General features: G+C 73.3%; 13 protein-coding genes. 7 read left to right on the top strand and 6 right to left on the bottom strand.

All coding sequences use genetic code 11. The features are described from left to right. Positions 1–77: 77 nt before the first annotated feature. The gene (locus ACIGYR_RS04970) at positions 78–3,182 is read right to left on the bottom strand and encodes a glycoside hydrolase family 2 TIM barrel-domain containing protein (RefSeq protein ID WP_399603108.1); all 3,105 of its coding nucleotides are present in this window, start codon (positions 3,180–3,182) and stop codon (positions 78–80) included. 276 nt (positions 3,183–3,458) lie between these two features. Here ACIGYR_RS04970 and ACIGYR_RS04965 point away from each other — a divergent pair, with 276 nt between their 5' ends. Continuing rightward, positions 3,459–5,852 carry a SpoIIE family protein phosphatase gene (locus ACIGYR_RS04965; RefSeq protein WP_399603105.1) on the top strand — a complete coding sequence of 798 codons (2,394 nt, stop codon included), beginning with the start codon at positions 3,459–3,461 and terminating at the stop codon, positions 5,850–5,852. Between the two features lie 39 nt (positions 5,853–5,891). On the opposite strand, the gene ACIGYR_RS04960 is transcribed toward ACIGYR_RS04965, so the two are convergent. Then, complete coding sequence (locus ACIGYR_RS04960; protein WP_399603102.1) at positions 5,892–6,440, bottom strand: RNA polymerase sigma factor; 549 nt, start codon at positions 6,438–6,440, stop codon at positions 5,892–5,894. A gap of 47 nt (positions 6,441–6,487) precedes the next feature. Here ACIGYR_RS04960 and ACIGYR_RS04955 point away from each other — a divergent pair, with 47 nt between their 5' ends. From ACIGYR_RS04955 to ACIGYR_RS04935, 5 genes are all read left to right on the top strand, one after another. Further along, positions 6,488–7,879, top strand: a complete 1,392-nt coding sequence (locus ACIGYR_RS04955) for a protein kinase (protein WP_399603099.1) — start codon at positions 6,488–6,490, stop codon at positions 7,877–7,879. Between the two features lie 152 nt (positions 7,880–8,031). Further along, positions 8,032–8,745, top strand: coding sequence for a DUF4232 domain-containing protein (locus tag ACIGYR_RS04950; protein ID WP_399603098.1), 714 nt, complete (start codon positions 8,032–8,034; stop codon positions 8,743–8,745). Positions 8,746–8,941: 196 nt separating this feature from the next. Continuing rightward, positions 8,942–10,183 carry a hypothetical protein gene (locus tag ACIGYR_RS04945; RefSeq protein WP_399603095.1) on the top strand — a complete coding sequence of 414 codons (1,242 nt, stop codon included), beginning with the start codon at positions 8,942–8,944 and terminating at the stop codon, positions 10,181–10,183. A 64-nt stretch (positions 10,184–10,247) separates the two neighbouring features. Further along, positions 10,248–11,501, top strand: coding sequence for an SLC13 family permease (locus ACIGYR_RS04940; protein WP_399603246.1), 1,254 nt, complete (start codon positions 10,248–10,250; stop codon positions 11,499–11,501). Between the two features lie 32 nt (positions 11,502–11,533). Further along, a complete protein-coding gene (locus ACIGYR_RS04935; RefSeq protein ID WP_399603092.1) occupies positions 11,534–12,052 on the top strand; it encodes a universal stress protein in 519 nt (172 codons plus the stop codon). A gap of 1 nt (position 12,053) precedes the next feature. Here the strand turns inward: ACIGYR_RS04935 and ACIGYR_RS04930 are convergent, their stop codons facing one another. After that, positions 12,054–14,051, bottom strand: coding sequence for a ricin-type beta-trefoil lectin domain protein (locus ACIGYR_RS04930; protein ID WP_399603089.1), 1,998 nt, complete (start codon positions 14,049–14,051; stop codon positions 12,054–12,056). 338 nt (positions 14,052–14,389) lie between these two features. Continuing rightward, entirely contained in the window at positions 14,390–15,358 is a 969-nt protein-coding gene (locus tag ACIGYR_RS04925) for an aldo/keto reductase (RefSeq protein ID WP_399603086.1), read from the bottom strand. A gap of 139 nt (positions 15,359–15,497) precedes the next feature. On the opposite strand from ACIGYR_RS04925, the gene ACIGYR_RS04920 reads away from it, so the two are divergent. Next, positions 15,498–16,349, top strand: coding sequence for an endo alpha-1,4 polygalactosaminidase (locus ACIGYR_RS04920; protein WP_391837689.1), 852 nt, complete (start codon positions 15,498–15,500; stop codon positions 16,347–16,349). Positions 16,350–16,413: 64 nt separating this feature from the next. On the opposite strand, the gene ACIGYR_RS04915 is transcribed toward ACIGYR_RS04920, so the two are convergent. Both ACIGYR_RS04915 and ACIGYR_RS04910 read right to left on the bottom strand, forming a co-directional pair. Beyond that, the gene (locus tag ACIGYR_RS04915) at positions 16,414–16,614 is read right to left on the bottom strand and encodes a ferredoxin (RefSeq protein WP_399603082.1); all 201 of its coding nucleotides are present in this window, start codon (positions 16,612–16,614) and stop codon (positions 16,414–16,416) included. 12 nt (positions 16,615–16,626) lie between these two features. Beyond that, positions 16,627–17,856, bottom strand: a complete 1,230-nt coding sequence (locus ACIGYR_RS04910; protein WP_399603079.1) for a cytochrome P450 — start codon at positions 17,854–17,856, stop codon at positions 16,627–16,629. Between the last annotated feature and the right edge of the window lie 277 nt (positions 17,857–18,133).

Genomic DNA, 18,133 nt, shown 5'->3' with positions numbered 1-18,133 from the left:
ACGCCCAGCCGCCTGCTGCGCACCCCGCCTCCTCACCTCCGACCACCTGACGCGCACCCCGCCGCGCCCCCACCCCGTCAGGCGTCCAGCCGGCTGATGCGCACCGCTCCCTTCGCCTGCCCCGGGTAGGCGCTGGTGAGCGTCAGCCGGAGCCGGGAGCCGCGCACCGCGTCGAAGGTGATGAGCGTCGGGCTGTCGGAGGAGGTGGCCCACTCCACCGTCGCTCCGGTCACCGGGACATAGGCGTGTCCGTCCCACACCGCCACCTCGGCGCGCGCGGGCAGTGTGTGGCCGGCGTCGACCGTGAAGCAGGCCGTCACCCGGTCGAAGGTCCGGCTGCGCCCGAAGTCGACACAGACCCAGTCCCGCGCGCGGGCCCCGCCGAACGCGGGCAGCAGCGCGGTCGCCGACTTGACGAAGGCGTTGGACCAGCCGGTGGCCGGATCGCCGTCCAGCATCGCGGCGGGCAGGGTGTCCGGGCGGCCGGAGTAACTGGCGTCCGCGTAGGGGAGGGTGCGCGGTGCCGGGTGGTCGGGCCGGAGGTCGGCGGGCGTGGTGGTCGCGGGCCGGGGGGCCGAGGTGGTGCGCAGCCGCACGGTGTCCGGGCGCAGGCCGTCCACCCGGGCGGTGACCCGCAGGTCGGCGGAGGTCGTGCCGGAGCGGACGATGGCGAGCGCCTTGCCGTGGAAGGCGGTGCGGGTGCTCGCCTGGTAGCGCTCGGCGCTCTCCTCCCGGCCGTTGTCGACGCCGGCCAGGGAGCCGCCGGTGACGTCGAAGGCGATGAGGTGCTCGGCGCCGGGCACGACCACGCCCTGTGCGTCGACGATCTCGGCGGTGACGAACGCGAGCGATCGGCCGTCGGCGGCGAGGGAGGTGCGGTCGGCGGTGAGGCGTACGGCGTGCGGGGCACCGGCCGTGCGCAGGACGTCGGTGGCGACCACTCTGCCGTCCCGCCGGGCCACGGCCTTCAACTCGCCGGGCCGGTACGGCACTTTCCAGGTCAGGTGCAGCTTGCCCGCGCTGCCGTTGGGACTGGTGTAACTGCCGGGGTAAGGGCCGTCGGTGAACGTCTTGTCGTCGCCGGTGGCCTCGGTGGTCTCCAGGTAGGTGCGGCCGTCGGTGGTCTTCTTGACGTCGAACTCCCGCACCCCGAGGGACTTTCCGTTGAGGAACAGCTCGACGGACGGGACGTTGGCGTACGCCCACACCTCGACGGTGGCTCCCTCTCCGAGGTCCTCGTGGTTCCAGGTCATCGGCAGCAGGTGGACCATGGGTTCGGCCGTCCACTGGCTCCGGAAGAGGTGGTACATGTCCTTCGGGAAGCCCGCCGTGTCGACGGCCCCGAAGAAGGACGCCTTCACCGGGAAGACGTCGTAGGGGGTCGGCTCGCCGATGTAGTCGATGCCCGACCACAGGAACTGGCCCGCGAACCATTTCCGGTCCCGGTCCTTCTTGTGCCCGTACTCGCCGCTCATCGTCCAGGACGCGAGGTTGTTGTCGTAACTGGAGACCTCCCGCCTGCCCGGCGTGTGGTTCTCGCCGGTGTTCAGGTGCTCCGGCTCCTGGTACGTGCCCCGGGTCGAGGTCTCCGAGGAGGACTCGGACTCGAACAGGAACAGGTGCGGGTAGGCGGCGTGCAGGGCGTCGACCGACTTGGCGGTGTTGTAGTTCAGGCCGAGGCCGTCCAGCTTGGCGAGCATCAGGTCGGCCGCCGATCCCTGGGCCGGCACGCGCCGGTACTTGTCGGAGCCGATGACGAGCGGCCGGGTGTCGTCGGCCGCCTTGATCGCGCCGATGATCCGGTCCGCCATGGCGAGCCCGGCGGTGGAGGTGGAGTCGGGGATCTCGTTGCCGATGGACCACAGCACCACCGCCGGCGAGTTGCGGGCGGCAAGGACCATCTCGGTGGCGTCCTGTTCGCACCACTCGTCGAAGAAGCGGCCGTAGTCGTACGTCGTCTTGCCGGTACGCCAGCAGTCGAATGCCTCCACCATCATCACGATGCCCAGCTCCTCGCAGACCTGGATCATCTGCGGGGAGGGCGGGTTGTGCGAGGTGCGGAAGGCGTTGACGCCCATCGACTTCATGATCCGCATCTGCCGGCGGACGGCATCGATGCTGATCGCGGCGCCGAGGGCGCCCTGGTCGTGGTGGAGGTCGACACCCTTGATCTTGGTGTGCGTGCCGTTGAGGGAGAAACCCTCCTGCGGGTCGAAGCGGAAGGTGCGGATGCCGAAGGGGGTCCGGCAGGTGTCGGTGGTGCGGCCGGCGACGCGCAGCTCGGTGTGCAGGGTGTAGCGGTGCTCCGGGGTCGTGAAGTCCCACAACAGGGGCTGGGGGACGGTCAGTTCGTGGGTCTCGGTGACCTCGTCCGGGACGGCGGCCGTGGTGGCCGTACGGGCTACGGTCCGGCCGTCGGGGGCGACGAGGCGGGACCGGATCTCCACGTCCGTGGCGGTGCCGGTCCCGTTCCGCACGGTGGTCCGCACCCTGACCAGCGCCCGGTCGGCGGAGACCTCCGGGGTGGTGACCCAGGTGCCCCAGCGGGCCACGTGCACCGGCTCAGTGATCACCAGGCGGGCCTCGCGGTAGATGCCGCTGCCGGAGTACCAGCGGCTGCTCGGCAGCTGGTTGTGCACCTTGACCGCGAGCACGTTGGGCGTGCTGCCGTCGGTGTGCACCAGGCCGGTGAGGTCGAGGGCGAAGCCGGTGTAGCCGTAGGGGTGCCGGCCCGCCTGCGTGCCGTTGCAGTAGACGTACGCGTCCATGTAGACGCCGTCGAACTCCACCGAGATCCGCTTGCCGGCGCAGGACCGCGGGAGCGTGAAGGCGAGCCGGTACCAGCCGAGGCCGCCGGGGAAGAACCCGGTTCCGCTGGTGGTGCCGTGCTCGGTGGTGGGGGCCTGCTCGATGCTCCAGTCGTGGGGTACGGCGATCTCGCGCCACGCCGCGTCGTCATGGTCCGGCTCCGCGGCTCGCGCGTGGGCGCCGCTCGGGTCGGCGGTGCCGCCCGGATCGACCAGCGCGAAGCGCCACCCGTCCCGCAGCGGCACGATGTGCCGTCCGCCGGCGGCGGCCGCGCCGGCGGCGAGGGCGGCCGGGGCCGCCTGGATGCTCAGCAGCGTGCCGGCCGCGGGCGCTGCCGTGGCTGCGGCCAGAACCGATCTGCGCGTGACCGTCATGGGCGGCTCTCCCTCATCAGGTCTCAGAAGTACTCACAACTCATCGTGAACGAACAGATTCTGACGGGTTGCCACACGCGATCGTCAAGAGTCCGTCGCGGCACGGCTTCCCACCGGGCCACGGTCCGGCCGGATTTGCCCTGACCGTGGCCCTGACCTGTTCGACCGGTCGGCCAAGTGGCCCGGGACGGCGTTCATGGAAGGCCGGGAAGCACTACGCTGGAACACGGGTGGTGTCACCCGTTCACTGTGAGTGTGCGCTTGGGAGCGGCGACGATGAGCCGGGTCTATCCGTTCGACGATGCGGCGACGGCCCGGGCTGTCATCGGAGCCGACGGCACGCTGACGGAGTGGAACGAGGGCGCCCGGCGCCTGCTCGGCCACCCGGCCGACGCCGTCCTGGGCCGCCCCGCGTCCCGTCTGCTGGCCGACGGCGGCACGCCCGCCCGGCCCACGGGCTCCCGCTGGGTGGGAACGGTCGGACTGCGCCACCGCGACGGCACCACCCTCCCGGTGTGGCTGCTCGCCCACCGCCGCCCGCCGCACGACGGGTTCCCGGGCGACTGGCTCGTGGTCACCCCGCTCACCGGCGCGTCGGAGCCGCCCGCCGCCCAGGACCCGCTCGCCGAGGCGGGCCTGATCCAGTCGCCCTGCGCGATCGCCGTGTACGACGACCGGCTGCGGCTGCGCCGGATGAACGAGGCGATGGCCTCCGTCGTCGGCCTGCCGGAGGAGCGGCTACGCGGCCTCCGGCTCACGGAGATCGACGGCAAGACGCAGAGCGAGGAGCTGGAGCAGGGCCTGCTCCGGGTGCTGACCTCGGGCCGGCCGCTGGACGTGCGCACCTTCCCGCGCGGCGGCGCGGACGACCGGGCCCACGCCTGGCTCGCCCGCATGGCGCCGGTCCGGGACGCCACGGGCCGGGTGCGGGGCGTGTGCATGGCCGCGCACGACGTCACCGACAGCCAGCGGGCCCGGCAGCGGCTGCAACTGGTCAACGAGGCCAGCGTGCGCATCGGGACCACCCTCGACGTCAGCCGCACCGCGCAGGAGCTGGCGGACGTGTGCGTGCCCGTGCTCGCCGACTTCGTCACCATCGACCTGCTCGACCCCCACGAGTACGGCGGCGAGCCCCCGGCCCGCGTCAGCGCGCCGGTGCGGCTGCGCCGCGCCGCCCACCAGTCGGTGCTCGACGCCGTGCCGGAGGCGGTGATCAGCCCCGGACAGGCGGAGGAGTACCCGGAGTTCTCCCCGCAGGCCGACTCGATGACCGCGGGCCGCACGATCGCCACGTCGCTGGCGGCCGGCGACATGGACCAGTGGCTGACCTGGCACGGCAAGCGCGGTGAGCGGGTGCGGGAGTTCGGCATCCACTCCTCGATGTCGGTGCCGATCCAGGCGCGCGGGCTGACCCTCGGGGTCGCGGTGCTCACCCGGCACCGGCGCCCGGACGCGTTCACCACGGACGACGTGCTGCTGGCCGAGGAGATCACCGCGCGAGCCGCCGTCTGCATCGACAACGCCCGCCGGTACTCGCGCGAGCGGGAGACGGCGCTCGCGCTCCAGCGCAGCCTGCTGCCCCGCTCGCTGCCGCGCACGGCCGCGCTGGAGGCGTCCTCCCGCTATCTGCCGGCCGCGCGCGCCGGCGTGGGCGGGGACTGGTTCGACGTGATCCCGCTGTCCGGGATGCGGGTCGCGATGGTCGTCGGGGACGTGGTCGGGCACGGCATCCAGGCGTCGGCCACCATGGGCCGGCTGCGCACCGCCGTACGCACCCTGGCGGACATCGACCTGGCCCCGGACGAGCTGCTGACGCACCTGGACGACCTGGTGCTGCGGCTCTCGGACGAGTCCGGTGGTGAGGGCAGCCCCGGCGAGGTCGGCGCGACCTGTCTGTACGCCGTCTACGACCCGGTGTCCCGCCGTTGCACGATGGCCCGGGCGGGGCATCCGGCGCCCGTGCTGGTGCGCCCGGGCCGCCGGCCGCACCTGCTCGACCTGCCCGCCGGTCCCCCGCTGGGCCTCGGCGGGCTGCCGTTCGAGTCCGCCGAGGTGGAACTGCCCGAAGGGACCGTCATCGCCTTGTACACCGACGGCCTGGTGCTGTCCCGGGAACGGGACGGGGACGCGAGCCGCGAGTTGCTGTACCGGGCGCTCGGGCAGCACGCGGACTCGCTGGACACCACCTGCGACCGCGTCCTGCACGCCCTGCTCCCCTCCGGTGACGCCGCCGACGACGTGGCGCTGCTGGTCGCCCGCACCCAGGGCCTGCCCGCCTCCCAGGTGGCCACCTGGGACATCCCCGCCGACCCGGCGCTGGTCGCGCCGATCCGCAAGCAGGTCGTGGAGCAGTTGGACACCTGGTCGCTGAGCGAGGCGTCGTTCACGGCGGAGCTGGTGGTCAGCGAGCTGGTCACCAACGCCATCCGGTACGGCGCGCACCCGATCCGGCTCCGGCTGATCCACGACGCGGCCACGCTGATCTGCGAGGTCTCCGACACCAGCCACACCGCCCCGCACCTGCGCCGGGCCAAGATCTTCGACGAGGGCGGCCGGGGACTGCTGCTGGTCGCCCAGCTCACCCAGCGCTGGGGCAGCAGACACACCCCGGAGGGCAAGACGATCTGGGCCGAACTGCCGGTGTACGAGCGGGACGAGCCCGCCGAGTAGGTCCGGTGCGGCGAAGCCGGCGAACGAGGACGGACGGGCTCAGGAGGCTGTCAGCCAGGGCCGTACCTGCTTGCGGGCCTCGTGCAGGCGGGACTTGAGCGTACCGAGCGGAATGCCGGCGCGCTCGGCGGCCTCGGCGTAGTCCAGCTGGCAGATGTCCCGGTACACCAGCGGCGCCACCAGGTGCGGATGCTCCCGCTCGAGGCGGTCCAGGGCCTCCAGCAGATCCACCCGGGATCCGGCGATGACACTGGTGGTGCGCGGATCGACGGCGTGCGCGGGCTCGATGGCGGCGGGCTGTTCGGCGGCCCGGCGCTTCAGCTCGCGGTACTTCTGCCGGCAGCAGTTGGCGACGACGGTGTACAGCCAGGTGCCGAAGCGGCTGCGGCCCTCGAAGCCGGCGATGTACCGGGCCACCTGGAGCAGCACGTCCTGGGCGGCCTCCTCGGCGTCCTCACGGCAGGGCAGGAAGCGCGCGCAGCGGCGCACGACCTCCGGCCGGATCTCGGTCAGCAGCCGGTCCATGGCCGCGCTGTCGCCTGCGGCGGCACGCCGGGCGAGGTCTTCCGTCGGCGCCCGGTCCTGCACGGCTGGGCCCCCCTTCGAGTCGATCTCAGGGCAGGCATGATAGTCGTATGCACCCCCTGGAGCGGATCGGCCGCTACCGCCTCGAACGGCCGCTGGGCACCGGTGCCTTCGCCACCGTGTGGCTGGCCCACGACCCCGAGCTGCAGGCCCCGGTCGCCGTGAAGGTCCTCGCCGAGAACTGGGCGCACCGGCTCGACATCAGGGAGCGCTTCCTGTCCGAGGCGCGACTGCTGCGCCGGGCCGGTTCCAGCCGGGTGGTGCAGGTCTACGACATCGGGGAACTCCCGGACGGCAGACCGTACTTCGTCATGGAGTACGCCGGCGGTGGCACGCTCGCCGATCTGCTGTCGGGCGGTCCGCTGCCGGTGCGGGACGCGCTCGCGCTGACGGCCGAGGCCGCTCGCAGCGCCGCCGCGCTGCACGAGGCCGGCATCGTGCACCGCGACATCAAGCCGACCAATGTGCTGCTGCACACCGCCCCGGACGGCACCCGGCGGGTGCTGCTGGCCGACCTCGGCCTGGCCAAGAGCCTCGCGCATGCCTCGGTGCTGACCCTGGCCGCGGGTTCGGCCGGCTACCAGCCGCCGGAGCAGGCCGAGCCCGGCGCGGGCATCGACGAGCGGGCGGACGTCTACAGCCTGGGCGCGGTCGGCTACGAGCTGCTGACCGGGACCGTGCCGGGACAGCCGGGAAAGGTGGTATCGCCCCGGCGGCTGCGGCCGGAGCTCGGGGAGGACGTGGAGCGGGCGCTGCTGCGCGCGCTGGAGCCGGACCGGGCGCGGCGCTGGCCGGGCGCCCTGGCCTTCGCGCACGCACTGGACCGGCTGGCCGCGGACCCGGCGGTGCGGTCCGCGCGGCGGCTGGACAGGGTGCGCGGCCGGCTCAACACCGTGACGCTGGCCCTCGCCGCGGTCCTCGCCGCCACCGCCGCCGCGGTCACCATGACCGTGGTGCTGCACCGGGGCGGCACCGGTGACGACGAGGTGCGGGTCGCCGACGCCGACGGCCGGCTGAGCGTCGAGGTGCCGGCCGGCTGGGGCCGCGAACTGCGCGACTCCGGCTGGGACCCGCACACGCTCGGCCTGACGGCAGGGCACGAACCCGGCCTCGTGGTGGCGGACGACCTGTCCCGCTGGCCCGACCTGAGGGCGGCCGTGGACGGGGTGTTCGCCGGGGTCAGCGCGCACGGCGACGTCACCGCCCAGGTCAAGGCGCTGGCTCATTCCGGCTGCCGTTACGCGGGCGCCCGCACCTTCACGGACGCCGACTGGCACGGACTGGTCCGGTCCTGGGGCGGCTGCCCGGACGGCGGCTCGGTCACCGAGTCCGCGTTGGTGCCGGCGGACGGCGCCGCGCACCCGCAGGTGTATGTGCAGATACGCCAGCGGGGTGACGGCGACGCCGCCGACGGCGTACTCCGTTCGCTTCGGATGGACTGAAAGGGGCCTGCCGAGGGCCGGGGCGGGGAAACATCCCCGCGTGTCCCGAACTTTTCCGGCGCCGCGCGCATCGCACCGTGTTGACGGCGCACCCGGCGCCGCAGGCACGCGTCCCGGTCGCGTGCCGTGACCCTCCAGGAGTGTTGAGCGACATGGTGTACATTCCCCGGTCCGCGCCGCGCGGGGCCCTGCTCGTGGGCACGGTTGCCGTGCTGGGCCTCCTGACCGCCTGTGGCAACGGCGAGGACGTCCACGGCAATCCGCCGATCACGGCCTCCGGTACGGCGGCGCCCGCGCGGGACGGCAAGAGCGGCTCCGCGTCCGCCTCGGTCTCGGTACCGTCCGACTCCGCCTCGGCCTCCGCCCCCGCGGCCACCGGCTCGCCGCGCCCCACGGCGGCTTCCACGGGCGGTGCCAAGACCCCGCCGGTGGCGACCACGGCGAGCGGTTCCCGCTGCCACACCTCCGAGCTGGGTGCCGCCGTGGGCCGCAACGACCCCGGTGCCGGCCAGGAGAACTTCCCCGTGGTGCTCACGAACAGGTCCGGCCGCACCTGCACCCTGCGCGGATATCCGGGCGCGGCGTTCGTGAACGGCTCCGGCGGGCAGCTCGGTGCCGACCCCCGGCGGGAACCCGGCTCCACGGTGACCGTCACACTCAGGCCCGGGCAGAGCGCCTGGACCGGTCTGACCTTCTCCAACCCCGGGGTCAGCGGGGCGAAGCAGGCCACGCCGGCCGCCCTGCTGGTCACCCCGCCGGACGAGCGGGACCCGCTGAAGGTGACCTGGTCGGGCGGCCCGGTGCCGGTCTCCGGGAACTCCTCGTCCGTCCGGCTGACGGTGCTCGGCCCCGGCACCGGCCCCTGAGCCGGCGCCCCTCTCGCGCGAACCCCGCTGCCACCACCCCCGAGGCAGCGGGGTTCGTCATGACGGCGCCACAACTGTCACAGGACGGCAACAGGCGCCGCCGGCCGCGATCTTTCCCCGGTCCTCGGTCATCGAACCCGGTCGACCGCATGTGAACGGGCCCCGCGAGGGCCAGGACCAGGGAATCGGGGAGAAGATGAGCGCGATCTCACGCAGGCGGGTACTCACGGCGGGAGCGGCGGCGGGCGCCCTCGGGACACTGGCCGCCTGTTCCTCCGGCACCGGCCTGCGGTCGGCCGGAGCGGACCCGGCGGACGGCAAGGGCACCGCGCAGGCCCGGCCCGTGCGGCCGATCGGCGACGGCTCCACCGCCGACACCGGTGTCCAGCCGCACCAGCCGAAGCCGGTACGGCTGGAAGCGGGCCGGCGGCCCCCGCAGTTCGTGGTGTTCTCCTGGGACGGAGCGGGCGAACTGAGCAACCAGCTGTTCTCCCGGTTCCGCAAGGTGGCCGCCGACCACGGCGCCGGGATGACGTTCTTCCTCAGCGGCGTCTACACCCTGCCCGAGTCCAAGAAGCACCTGTACCGGCCGCCGCAGCACCCGGTCGGCGCCTCGGACATCGGCTACCTCGCCGACCGGCACATCCACGCCACCCTCCAGCAGGTGCGCGCCGCGTGGCTGGAGGGACACGAGATCGGCACCCACTTCAACGGGCACTTCTGCGGTGCCACCGGGGTGCGCAACTGGTCCCCGGCCGAGTGGCGCAGCGAGATCGAGCAGGCGGTGGACTTCGTCACGAAGTGGAGGACCAACACCGGCTTCACCGACCTCGACCCGCTCCCCTTCGACTACCGCAAGGAGTTGATCGGTGGCCGTACCCCGTGCCTTGAGGGTCAGGCGAACCTGCTGCCGACCGCCGCCGCGCTCGGCTGGAAGTACGACGCCAGCTCCCCCGGCGGGCTCCAGGTCTGGCCGGGAAAGGTGCAGGGCGGCCGGATCTGGGACTTCCCGCTCCAGTCCATACCGTTCGCCGGGCACTCCTTCCAGGTGCTCTCGATGGACTACAACATGATGTTCAACCAGTCCGGCGGCAGCCCGCTCGGCGACCGTGCGCGGTACGACGCCTGGCGCACCCAGGCCCGCGACACCTATCTGGCCGGTTTCCGGCGGGCCTACGAGAGCAACCGCGCCCCCTTCTTCATCGGCAACCACTTCGAACGCTGGAACGGCGGCATCTACATGGACGCCGTCGAGGAGGCCATGGCAAGGATGGCCGCGTACGACGACGTGCGCTTCGTGTCCTTCAAGCAGCTGGTGGCCTGGCTGGAGGCGCAGGACCCGGCGGTGCTGCGCACGCTGCGCACGCTCCCGCCCGGGCAGTCACCGGCAGGCGGCTGGGCGGAGTTCCTGGGCGCGGCGGGCAGCCGGTCGTCGTAGTCCGTTCAAGGTCGTCTGTTTTCATGGGTGGGCACGCAGTGATCGATTTCCGGAAGGACCCGCCCTGAACTCCCCGCTCGCCGAGGCCCTGTCCGCCGTTCTGCTGGTCGCCGTGCTGGCCTGGGCCGTCGTACGGCCCTTCGGGTGGCCGGAGGCGGTCATGGCCGTGCCCGCCGCCGGGATCGCCGTCGCCACCGGGGCGATCTCGCTCGACCACGCCCGGGCCGAGGCGGAGCGGCTCGGTCCGGTGGTCGGCTTCCTGGCGGCGGTGCTGGTGCTCGCCCACTTCTGCGACGTGGAGGGGCTCTTCCAGGCGTGCGGGGCGTGGACGGCGCGGTGGGCGGCGGGCCGTCCGGTGCGGCTGCTGACGGCGGTGTTCGCGCTGGCGTCGGCCATCACCGCCGTGCTCAGCCTGGACGCGACGATCGTGCTGCTCACGCCGGTGGTCTTCGCCACGGCCGCGCGCACCGGCATGCGGCCCAAGCCGCATGTCTACGCCTGCACGCATCTGTCGAACACGGCGTCGCTGCTGCTTCCGGTGTCCAACCTGACCAACCTGCTGGCGTTCGCGGCGAGCGGGCTGAGCTTCACCCGGTTCGCGGCACTGATGGCGCTGCCGTGGCTGGCCGCGATCGGGGTCGAGTACCTGGTGTTCCGGGGGTTCTTCGCCCGGGACCTCGCCGCGGCGGCCCCGGCGGACCGGGACACCGGCGAGGCGCCACGGCTGCCGCTGTTCGCGGTGGTGACCGTGGGCTGCACGCTGGCCGGGTTCGTGGTGGCGTCGGCGTTCGGCGTCGAACCGGCCTGGGTGGCGGCCGCGGGCGCGCTGGTGCTGGCCGGGCGGGCACTGGTGCGGCGCAGGGCGACGCCGCTGACGGTCGTGCGGGCGGCGGCCCCGGCCTTTCTGGCCTTCGTCCTGACGCTGGGCATCGTGGTGCGGGCGGTGGTCGACAACGGGCTCGCGGACGTCCTGGGGCATGTGATGCCGGGCGGCACCGGGCTGCCCGCGCTGCTCGGCACGGCCGCGCTGGCCGCCCTGCTGGCCAACCTGATCAACAACCTGCCCGCGGTGCTGGTCCTGCTGCCGCTGGCGGCACCGGCCGGGCCGGGCGCGGTCCTCGCGGTGCTGCTCGGGGTGAACATCGGCCCGAACCTCACCTACGCCGGGTCGCTGGCCACGCTGTTGTGGCGGCGGATCGTGCACCAGCACGAGCATGACGTGGACCTCGGGGAGTTCACCCGGCTCGGTCTGCTCGCCGTGCCGTCCTCCCTCGCCGTCGCGGTGGTGGCACTGTGGGGGTCGTTGCGGGTTCTCTAGGGGTGTGCGGGAGCGGAGGGAGGCCGAAGAAGATGCGGGTGATCGCCTGGCTGGTGGAGGGCACCTGGCCCGCGTGCGTGGACGCCGTGCGCGCCCATGCGCCGGACGACGCGGAGGTGGTGCTGCTCCATGTGAGCGGCCCGGACGTGCCCGCGGTGGCGCACGGTGCGTTCGCCGGTCTCCTCGGGCGCGGGCATCCATCGGGGCACCTGCCGGCCGAAGGCTGGGGGAGGGATCCGGGTGACCGGCTGGAGACGCTCGGGGGGACGTCGGCGGCGTCACTGCTCGGGGCGGCGGCCGAGCGGCTGGGCCGGCCCTGCACGCGTGAGGAGCGGTCGGGCCGGGTCGAGCGAGAGGTGGTGGCCGCCGCGGAGGGGGCGGGGCTGCTGGTGCTGGCCCGGGACGGGGACCGGTCCCGGCTGGGGCCGAAGAGCCTCGGCCCGGCCGTCCGGTTCGCCGTCGACCACGCGCCCTGCCCGGTGCTGCTGGTGTGGCCGGAACCGGCCCCGGGGCTGGGGACCATCCCGCCCCCGCCGCCGCACCACCCCTGACTCAGCGCTGCCGGCGCCCACCGTCCCAGCTGTGCCCACCGCGGCCGCCACCGCCCCGGTCGCAGTACTCCGGGTCCACCGTGCACGGGTCGCCGGTGACGGTCGGCGACGGTGCCGGGCCGGGCGTCGCCGGCGTGGCTTCGACACGGGCCCGCCCAGTTGCTGACGCAGTGGCGGTGACCGGTGCCCAGGAGGTGCCGCGGGGTGCGCCGCCGACCGGTACCGGGGTGCTGTCGCTGCCCCAGTTGACGTTCTCCATGCGCAGGTCCGCGTGGGCGGTGTCGACGGACCAGCGCTGGGCGGTCCCCGGGGCCCGGATCTTGAGCACGAGGGCACCGGAGCCGTCGGTGGCGGCCGGGGTGAGGGCCAACTCCTGGTTCCAGCGCGGCACCAGGACACCCTGGAGGGTGAAGTCGTAGCGGATGCCGCGGGCGGCACCGCCGGTGGCCGCGCAGGGGGCGAGGCGGACCGAGTAGCCGAGACGGGAGTCCAGGCACAGGCCGGGGGCGGCGGCGCTGCGCAGCAGACCGTCGGTCTCGTACGTCCACTGCTGGGTGGCGGTGGCGGCGCAGGCGGTGAGCTCGGTCTCGGCACCCTGGACGGCCTTCTCGCCGACGACGCCGACGCACAGTCCGGAGGCGAGGTTGTGCAGCCTGCCGCGCAGGGCGCCCTGCGTGCCCACGTGCGTACCGGTCCAGCCCTTCCCCGGTGAGGCCGCGTCCTTGCCCGGCGTCCGGGAGGGCGTGCCGGCGGCGGGAGCGGGGGTGCCGTCGGAGCCGAGCACCGACCACAGCACCAGGGGCAGGACGACCAGGCCGCTGACGGTACCGACGGCCAGGGCGAGGTTGCGGCGCCGGGCCCGCCGGGCGGCGCGCTGCACGGAACGGCCGGGGGCGGGGGCGGGCCCGGCACCCTCGGCGGTGCCGGGGGATGTGCCCGCTCGGCGGCGGGCGGACGACGCGCCGCGGCCGGCCGGCCGACGACGGGCCCTCCCGGCGCTCGCCTCGTCCCGCGCGGCGGGTGTGGCGGGTTCGGCGGACGCGAAGTCTTCCCATGCCGCACGCGCACCGGCAGGCCCGCCCCGGAACGCGCTGGTGTCCCCGTCTCGGAACGCGCTGGTGTCCCCGCCCCGGGACACGACGGCATCCCCGTCGGCCCGCACGACGGCGGCGGCGGGCGGGGCCGGCGCGGTGGGCTCCTCGGCGCGGGCCGCCCGGGACTCCAGATAGCCGAGGGCGCCCCAGCCGAGGACCGCCTCGGCCAGCGCGCGGCCCAGGCCGTCGTTGAACCGGGCGAGTTGCTCGGCGGTCCGGCCGCAGTGGGCGCAGCCGGACAGGTGCTGTCGCAGGTCCGGGTCGATGTCGATGCCGCCGCGCCGGAAGGTCACGTCCAGCATGCGCAGATAGCGCCGGCACTCGTTCCCGGGGGCGAGTTCGCGGTGCGCCTGGAGGCATTCCTCGCGCAACCGCTCGTGAGCGCGGCGGAGTTCGAGGCGGGTGGCCTCCTCGTCCAGGCCGAGGAGCGCGGCGGGCACGGCCAGGGGCTCGGCCTCGACCTCGATGTGCCACAGCACGGCGCGGGAGGTCTCGGGCACCCGCTGGAAGGCGCGGGACAGCAGTCGCCGGCCGGGCGGCGGCAGCAGCCGGGCCGCGGCCCGCTCGCCCGCGCCGGTGCCGGTGCGCAGGGCGGGGTGCAGGTGCGCCCGGCGGTCGTCGGCGTCCCACTCGGCGGCGATACGGCGGACGGTGACCAGTACCTGGGGCCGCCAGGCGGCGCTCGGGCCGGCCTGCCGGAGGGACGCGCCGAAGAGCCGGGTGAAGGCGGCGGTGGTGAGCATGCCCGCGGCGCGCGGCCCGTCGGTGCACAACCGGGCGTAGGCGAAGGCCGCCGCCCAGTGCCGGTCGAGGAGTTCGCCGACGGGGTGCAGTGCGGGTGACGCGCCCGTCCACTTCTTCAGTTCGGCGCTCAGCTCTTCGTCCGACGGGCCTTCCTCGGTCACGGCCGTATTCCTCCAACGCACTTACGGAATTAGTCCATACCATTCGGTATGGGGAAGGTCGTGAGGCAGCTCGGACGTCCGCCTGAACAGGCTCTTTCGAAGCGTGGGGGCGAACGGGGAGCGGCCTGGCACATACGCGGGAATGTATGTTCCTGCTCGCCGACAGCGCACACTTTCGCACAGCCGAACACGCCCGAACAAGAGATCTCGCGATTCTCGGGATTTCCCACCGCGGATTCTCTGTTGACGTTTCGTCAAGGGCATTGTTGACGTTTCGTCAAGGGCGGCCAATTCCCCCCTTCATTGCCGTTCGCGCCGCGCACACGGCCCGCGTGCGGTCAGTGGCCGCTCACGGCACGCGGGGTGTAGGGCTGCTGGAGTTCCTCGGTCTCCTTGTCGCTCAGCTCCAGTTCGACGGCGGCCACCGCGTCCTCGATGTGCCGCGGTGTGGCCGCGCCGACGATGGGGGCGGCCACCGTCTCCTGGTGCAGCAGCCAGGCCATGGCCACCTGGGCGCGCGGCACGCCCCGGTCGGCGGCGATGCGGGTGACGGCCTCGACGATCGCGCGGTCGCTCTCCAGGTACAGCCGGCTGCCGAAGTCGTCGCTGGCGCTGCGCTCGGTGACCGTGCCCCAGTCGCGGGTGAGCCGGCCACGGGCGAGCGGGCTCCACGGCAGCACACCGACCCCCTGGTCCGCGCACAGGGGCAGCATCTCCCGCTCCTCCTCGCGGTAGAGCAGGTTGTAGTGGTTCTGCATGGAAACGAACTTCGTCCAGCCGTGCCGCTCGGCGGTGTACTGCGCCTTGGAGAATTCCCAGGCGTACATCGAACTCGCCCCGATATAACGGACCTTGCCCGCCTTGACCAGGTCGTGCAGCGCCTCCATCGTCTCCTCGACGGGCGTCGCGTGGTCGTAGCGGTGGATCTGGTAGAGGTCGACGTAGTCCGTGCCCAGGCGGCGCAGGCTGTGGTCGATCTCGGTCATGATGGCCTTGCGGGACAGACCGGCTCCGTTGGGGCCGGGCCGCATCCGGCCGTTCACCTTCGTGGCCAGCACGATCTCGTCACGGTGGGCGAACTCCCGCAGGGCCTTGCCGACGATCTCCTCGCTGGTGCCGTCGGAGTAGACGTTCGCGGTGTCGAAGAAGTTGATGCCCGCCTCCAGCGCCTGCCGGATCAGCGGACGGGACGCCTCCTCGTCCAGGGTCCACTCGTGCGTGCCGCGGTCCGGCAGCCCGTAGGTCATGCAGCCCAGACAGATCCGCGAGACGTCCAGGCCGGTCGAACCGAGCTTCACGTACTGCATCGTTGCTGCTCCTGCCTTCGGGACGACGGTCACCATCGAGCCTACGACGTGGCCAGGGGCCGACTTGACGACCGGAGGGCCCGGGGGATTTGATCCTGACACGTGCCGCGCCGCCCGGCGTGGGCAGGATGGAGCGGACTTGCCCCCCAAGGGTGTTCTCCGCGCCTGGGGGTCACGCACCGCCCCGGGCGCCCTGGCAACGGCACTGATCGTGGCGGTGACGGCCCTGACCGGCTGCTCGTCCGGCGACCGCGAGAAGAGCGGTTCGCCGAAACCCCCCACGGTCCGGCTGCCCCCGCGGGGCGCCGGGTTCGACTACCAGATCGGCGGCGGCTATCCCCCGCCCGCGGGTGTGCGGATCGTCAGCCGCGACCGGTCCGACTCCCCCGCGCCCGGCCTGTACAACATCTGCTACGTCAACGCGTTCCAGGCCCAGCCCGCCGAGCGCTCCTCCTGGCCGGCCGACCTGCTGCTGCGCGACGCGCGCGGCAGGGTCGTCATCGACGAGGACTGGAACGAGCCGCTGCTGGACATCCGCACTCCCGCCCGACGGGAACGGGTGGCGCGGCGGGTGAACCGGTGGATCGACGGCTGCGCGGACAAGGGCTTCGACGCCGTCGAGCCCGACAACTACGACAGCTACACCCGCTCCCACCGGCTGCTCACCACGGCCGACGCGACCGCGTTCATGACCCTGCTCTCCCGGCACGCGCACGCTCGCCACCTGGCGATCGCCCAGAAGAACACCGCGGAACTGGCCGGGCGGCGCGAGCGGGCCGGGCTGGACTTCGCGGTCGCGGAGGAGTGCGGGCAGTACGACGAGTGCGAGGTGTACGCGAAGGCGTTCGACGACCGGGTGGTGGACATCGAGTACACCGACCGCGGCCTGCGCGCCGCCCGCGCCCACTGGGGCGCCCGGCTGAGCATCGTCCGCCGGGACCGGAACGTGTCCACGCCGGGCAGCGCGGCGTACGTCCGCAAGGTGCGCTAGCGCGGTCGCCGCCTCGGCCACCCTCGGGCGGTACGGCGGTGGCCGCCGCCGGGCCGCCGGGCCGTCAGCCGACGCCTTCCCGCACGGTGATCGCGCTCACCGGGCAGGCGCGGGCCGCCTCCCGGGTCATCGGGTCGTCCCCGCCGTGTTCGCTGCCGGGGAGCAGCACGCTGTACCCGTCGTCGTCCTGGGTGAAGACGCCCGGCGCGGCCAACGCGCACTGCCCGGCGCCGATACAGACGTCCTTGTCGATGTCGATGTGCATGAGCAGAGCCTCCTACCAGGTGACGGGGAGTTCCAGCATCCCCTGGATCGTGTCGCCGGGTTTGAAGGGAATGTCCTCCGCCGGGGCGGCCAGCCGCAGCCCGGGCAGCCGTGCGAGCAGGCTGCCGAGGGCGATCTCCAGTTCGGCGCGGGCCAGGTTCTGGCCCAGGCACTGGTGGATGCCGAAGCCGAACGCCACGTGGTGGCGGTCGGAACGGTGGAAGTCCACGCCGTCGGGGTCTTCGTACACGGACGTGTCACGGTTGATCACCGACGTCGCGAAGAGGACGCCGTCGCCCGCCCGGATCGTGGTGCCGGAGATCTCGATGTCCTCCAGCGCCACCCGCTGCAACCCGTCGGCGATGGAGAGCATGCGCAGCAGTTCCTCGACGACGGCGGGCAGCAAGGTGGGGTCGGCGCGCAGTTCGGCCAGCCGGTCGGGATGCTGGAGCAGGGTGTAGGTGCCCAGGGAGATCATGTTGGCGGTCGTCTCGTGCCCGGCGACCAGCAGGATGAGAGCGAGCGACACGAGGTCGGCCCGTTCCAGCTCGCCCTCGCGGAACCGGTTGTGGAGGAGGTCGTCGAGGATGCCGTCGCCGGGTTCGGCGTCCTTGGTCTTGGCGTCGATCAGCCCGCCCAGATACTGCTCCAGCCGGTCGCGGGCCTCCACGGCGTCGGCGCCGGTGGGGCCGCGCAGCAGCAGGCGGGACTGTTCCTCGAAGAACTCGTGGTCGGCGTAGGGCACGCCGAGCAGGCCGCAGATCACCATCGACGGCACGGGCAGCGCGAAGGCGGAGACCAGCTCGGCCGGTGGGCCCTGCTCGATCATCGCGTCCAGCAGTTCGTCCACCACCCGCTGGATCGAGGGGCGCAGCGCGGCGGCGCGTTTCACGGTGAACGACGGGATCAGCATGCGCCGCTGCCGGTGGTGCTCGGGGTCGTCCATCCCCAGCAGGGCCACCCTGCGGTCGCGGCCGGCCTCGAAGCGGGGCGTGGGCACGGGGAAGCCGGAGCGGCGGCGGTCGGTGGACAGGCGGGGGTCGGCGAGCAGGGCACGGGCGGTGGCCTGTGCGGTGACCAGCCAGACTTCTCGGCCGTCGTAGAGGGTGACGCGGGACAGGGGTCGCCCGTCGCGCAGCGGGTCGTAGCCGGTGGGCGGGTGGTAGGGGCAGGTGCGGTCCTGGGGGAAGGCGACGGGGTCGGGCAAGGCAGCCGGGCCGGTGGTGTCCGTCAGTTCCGTCATGGAAAGACCTCGCAGACGAAGGAAGTGCGTCGTGCCGATCTTCATTAGATGCCCCGGGCATCTATGGGTCGACCCGAAGTTCGGCCACTTCGGTGACCCAGGTGATCTGGCCGAAGCACCGTGGGTCCCAGGGACGGGAACCAGCCGCCGTCCGCCGACCAGGGTAGGCCGACGGGGGGTCCGCGGCCGGGGTCGCCCTCAGCCCCGGGCGGAGGCGCGGCCCGGACGGGACTGCCCTCGTCCTACGGCGGGACCGTCCTTCCTTCTCATGATGCCG

The organism is Streptomyces sp. NPDC053076, from assembly GCF_044546845.1.
Taxonomy (GTDB): domain Bacteria; phylum Actinomycetota; class Actinomycetes; order Streptomycetales; family Streptomycetaceae; genus Streptomyces.
This window is presented reverse-complemented; position numbering and strand designations above follow the sequence as displayed.

What these genes read in the sequence shown, in the direction of transcription:
- ACIGYR_RS04970 (WP_399603108.1), bottom strand. Translation starts at nt 3,182, where the DNA reads ATGACGGTCACGCGCAGATCGGTTCTGGCCGCAGCCACGGCAGCGCCC.
- ACIGYR_RS04965 (WP_399603105.1), top strand. Translation starts at nt 3,459, where the DNA reads ATGAGCCGGGTCTATCCGTTCGACGATGCGGCGACGGCCCGGGCTGTC.
- ACIGYR_RS04955 (WP_399603099.1), top strand. Translation starts at nt 6,488, where the DNA reads ATGCACCCCCTGGAGCGGATCGGCCGCTACCGCCTCGAACGGCCGCTG.
- ACIGYR_RS04950 (WP_399603098.1), top strand. Translation starts at nt 8,032, where the DNA reads ATGGTGTACATTCCCCGGTCCGCGCCGCGCGGGGCCCTGCTCGTGGGC.
- ACIGYR_RS04945 (WP_399603095.1), top strand. Translation starts at nt 8,942, where the DNA reads ATGAGCGCGATCTCACGCAGGCGGGTACTCACGGCGGGAGCGGCGGCG.
- ACIGYR_RS04935 (WP_399603092.1), top strand. Translation starts at nt 11,534, where the DNA reads ATGCGGGTGATCGCCTGGCTGGTGGAGGGCACCTGGCCCGCGTGCGTG.
- ACIGYR_RS04925 (WP_399603086.1), bottom strand. Translation starts at nt 15,358, where the DNA reads ATGCAGTACGTGAAGCTCGGTTCGACCGGCCTGGACGTCTCGCGGATC.
- ACIGYR_RS04915 (WP_399603082.1), bottom strand. Translation starts at nt 16,614, where the DNA reads ATGCACATCGACATCGACAAGGACGTCTGTATCGGCGCCGGGCAGTGC.
- ACIGYR_RS04910 (WP_399603079.1), bottom strand. Translation starts at nt 17,856, where the DNA reads ATGACGGAACTGACGGACACCACCGGCCCGGCTGCCTTGCCCGACCCC.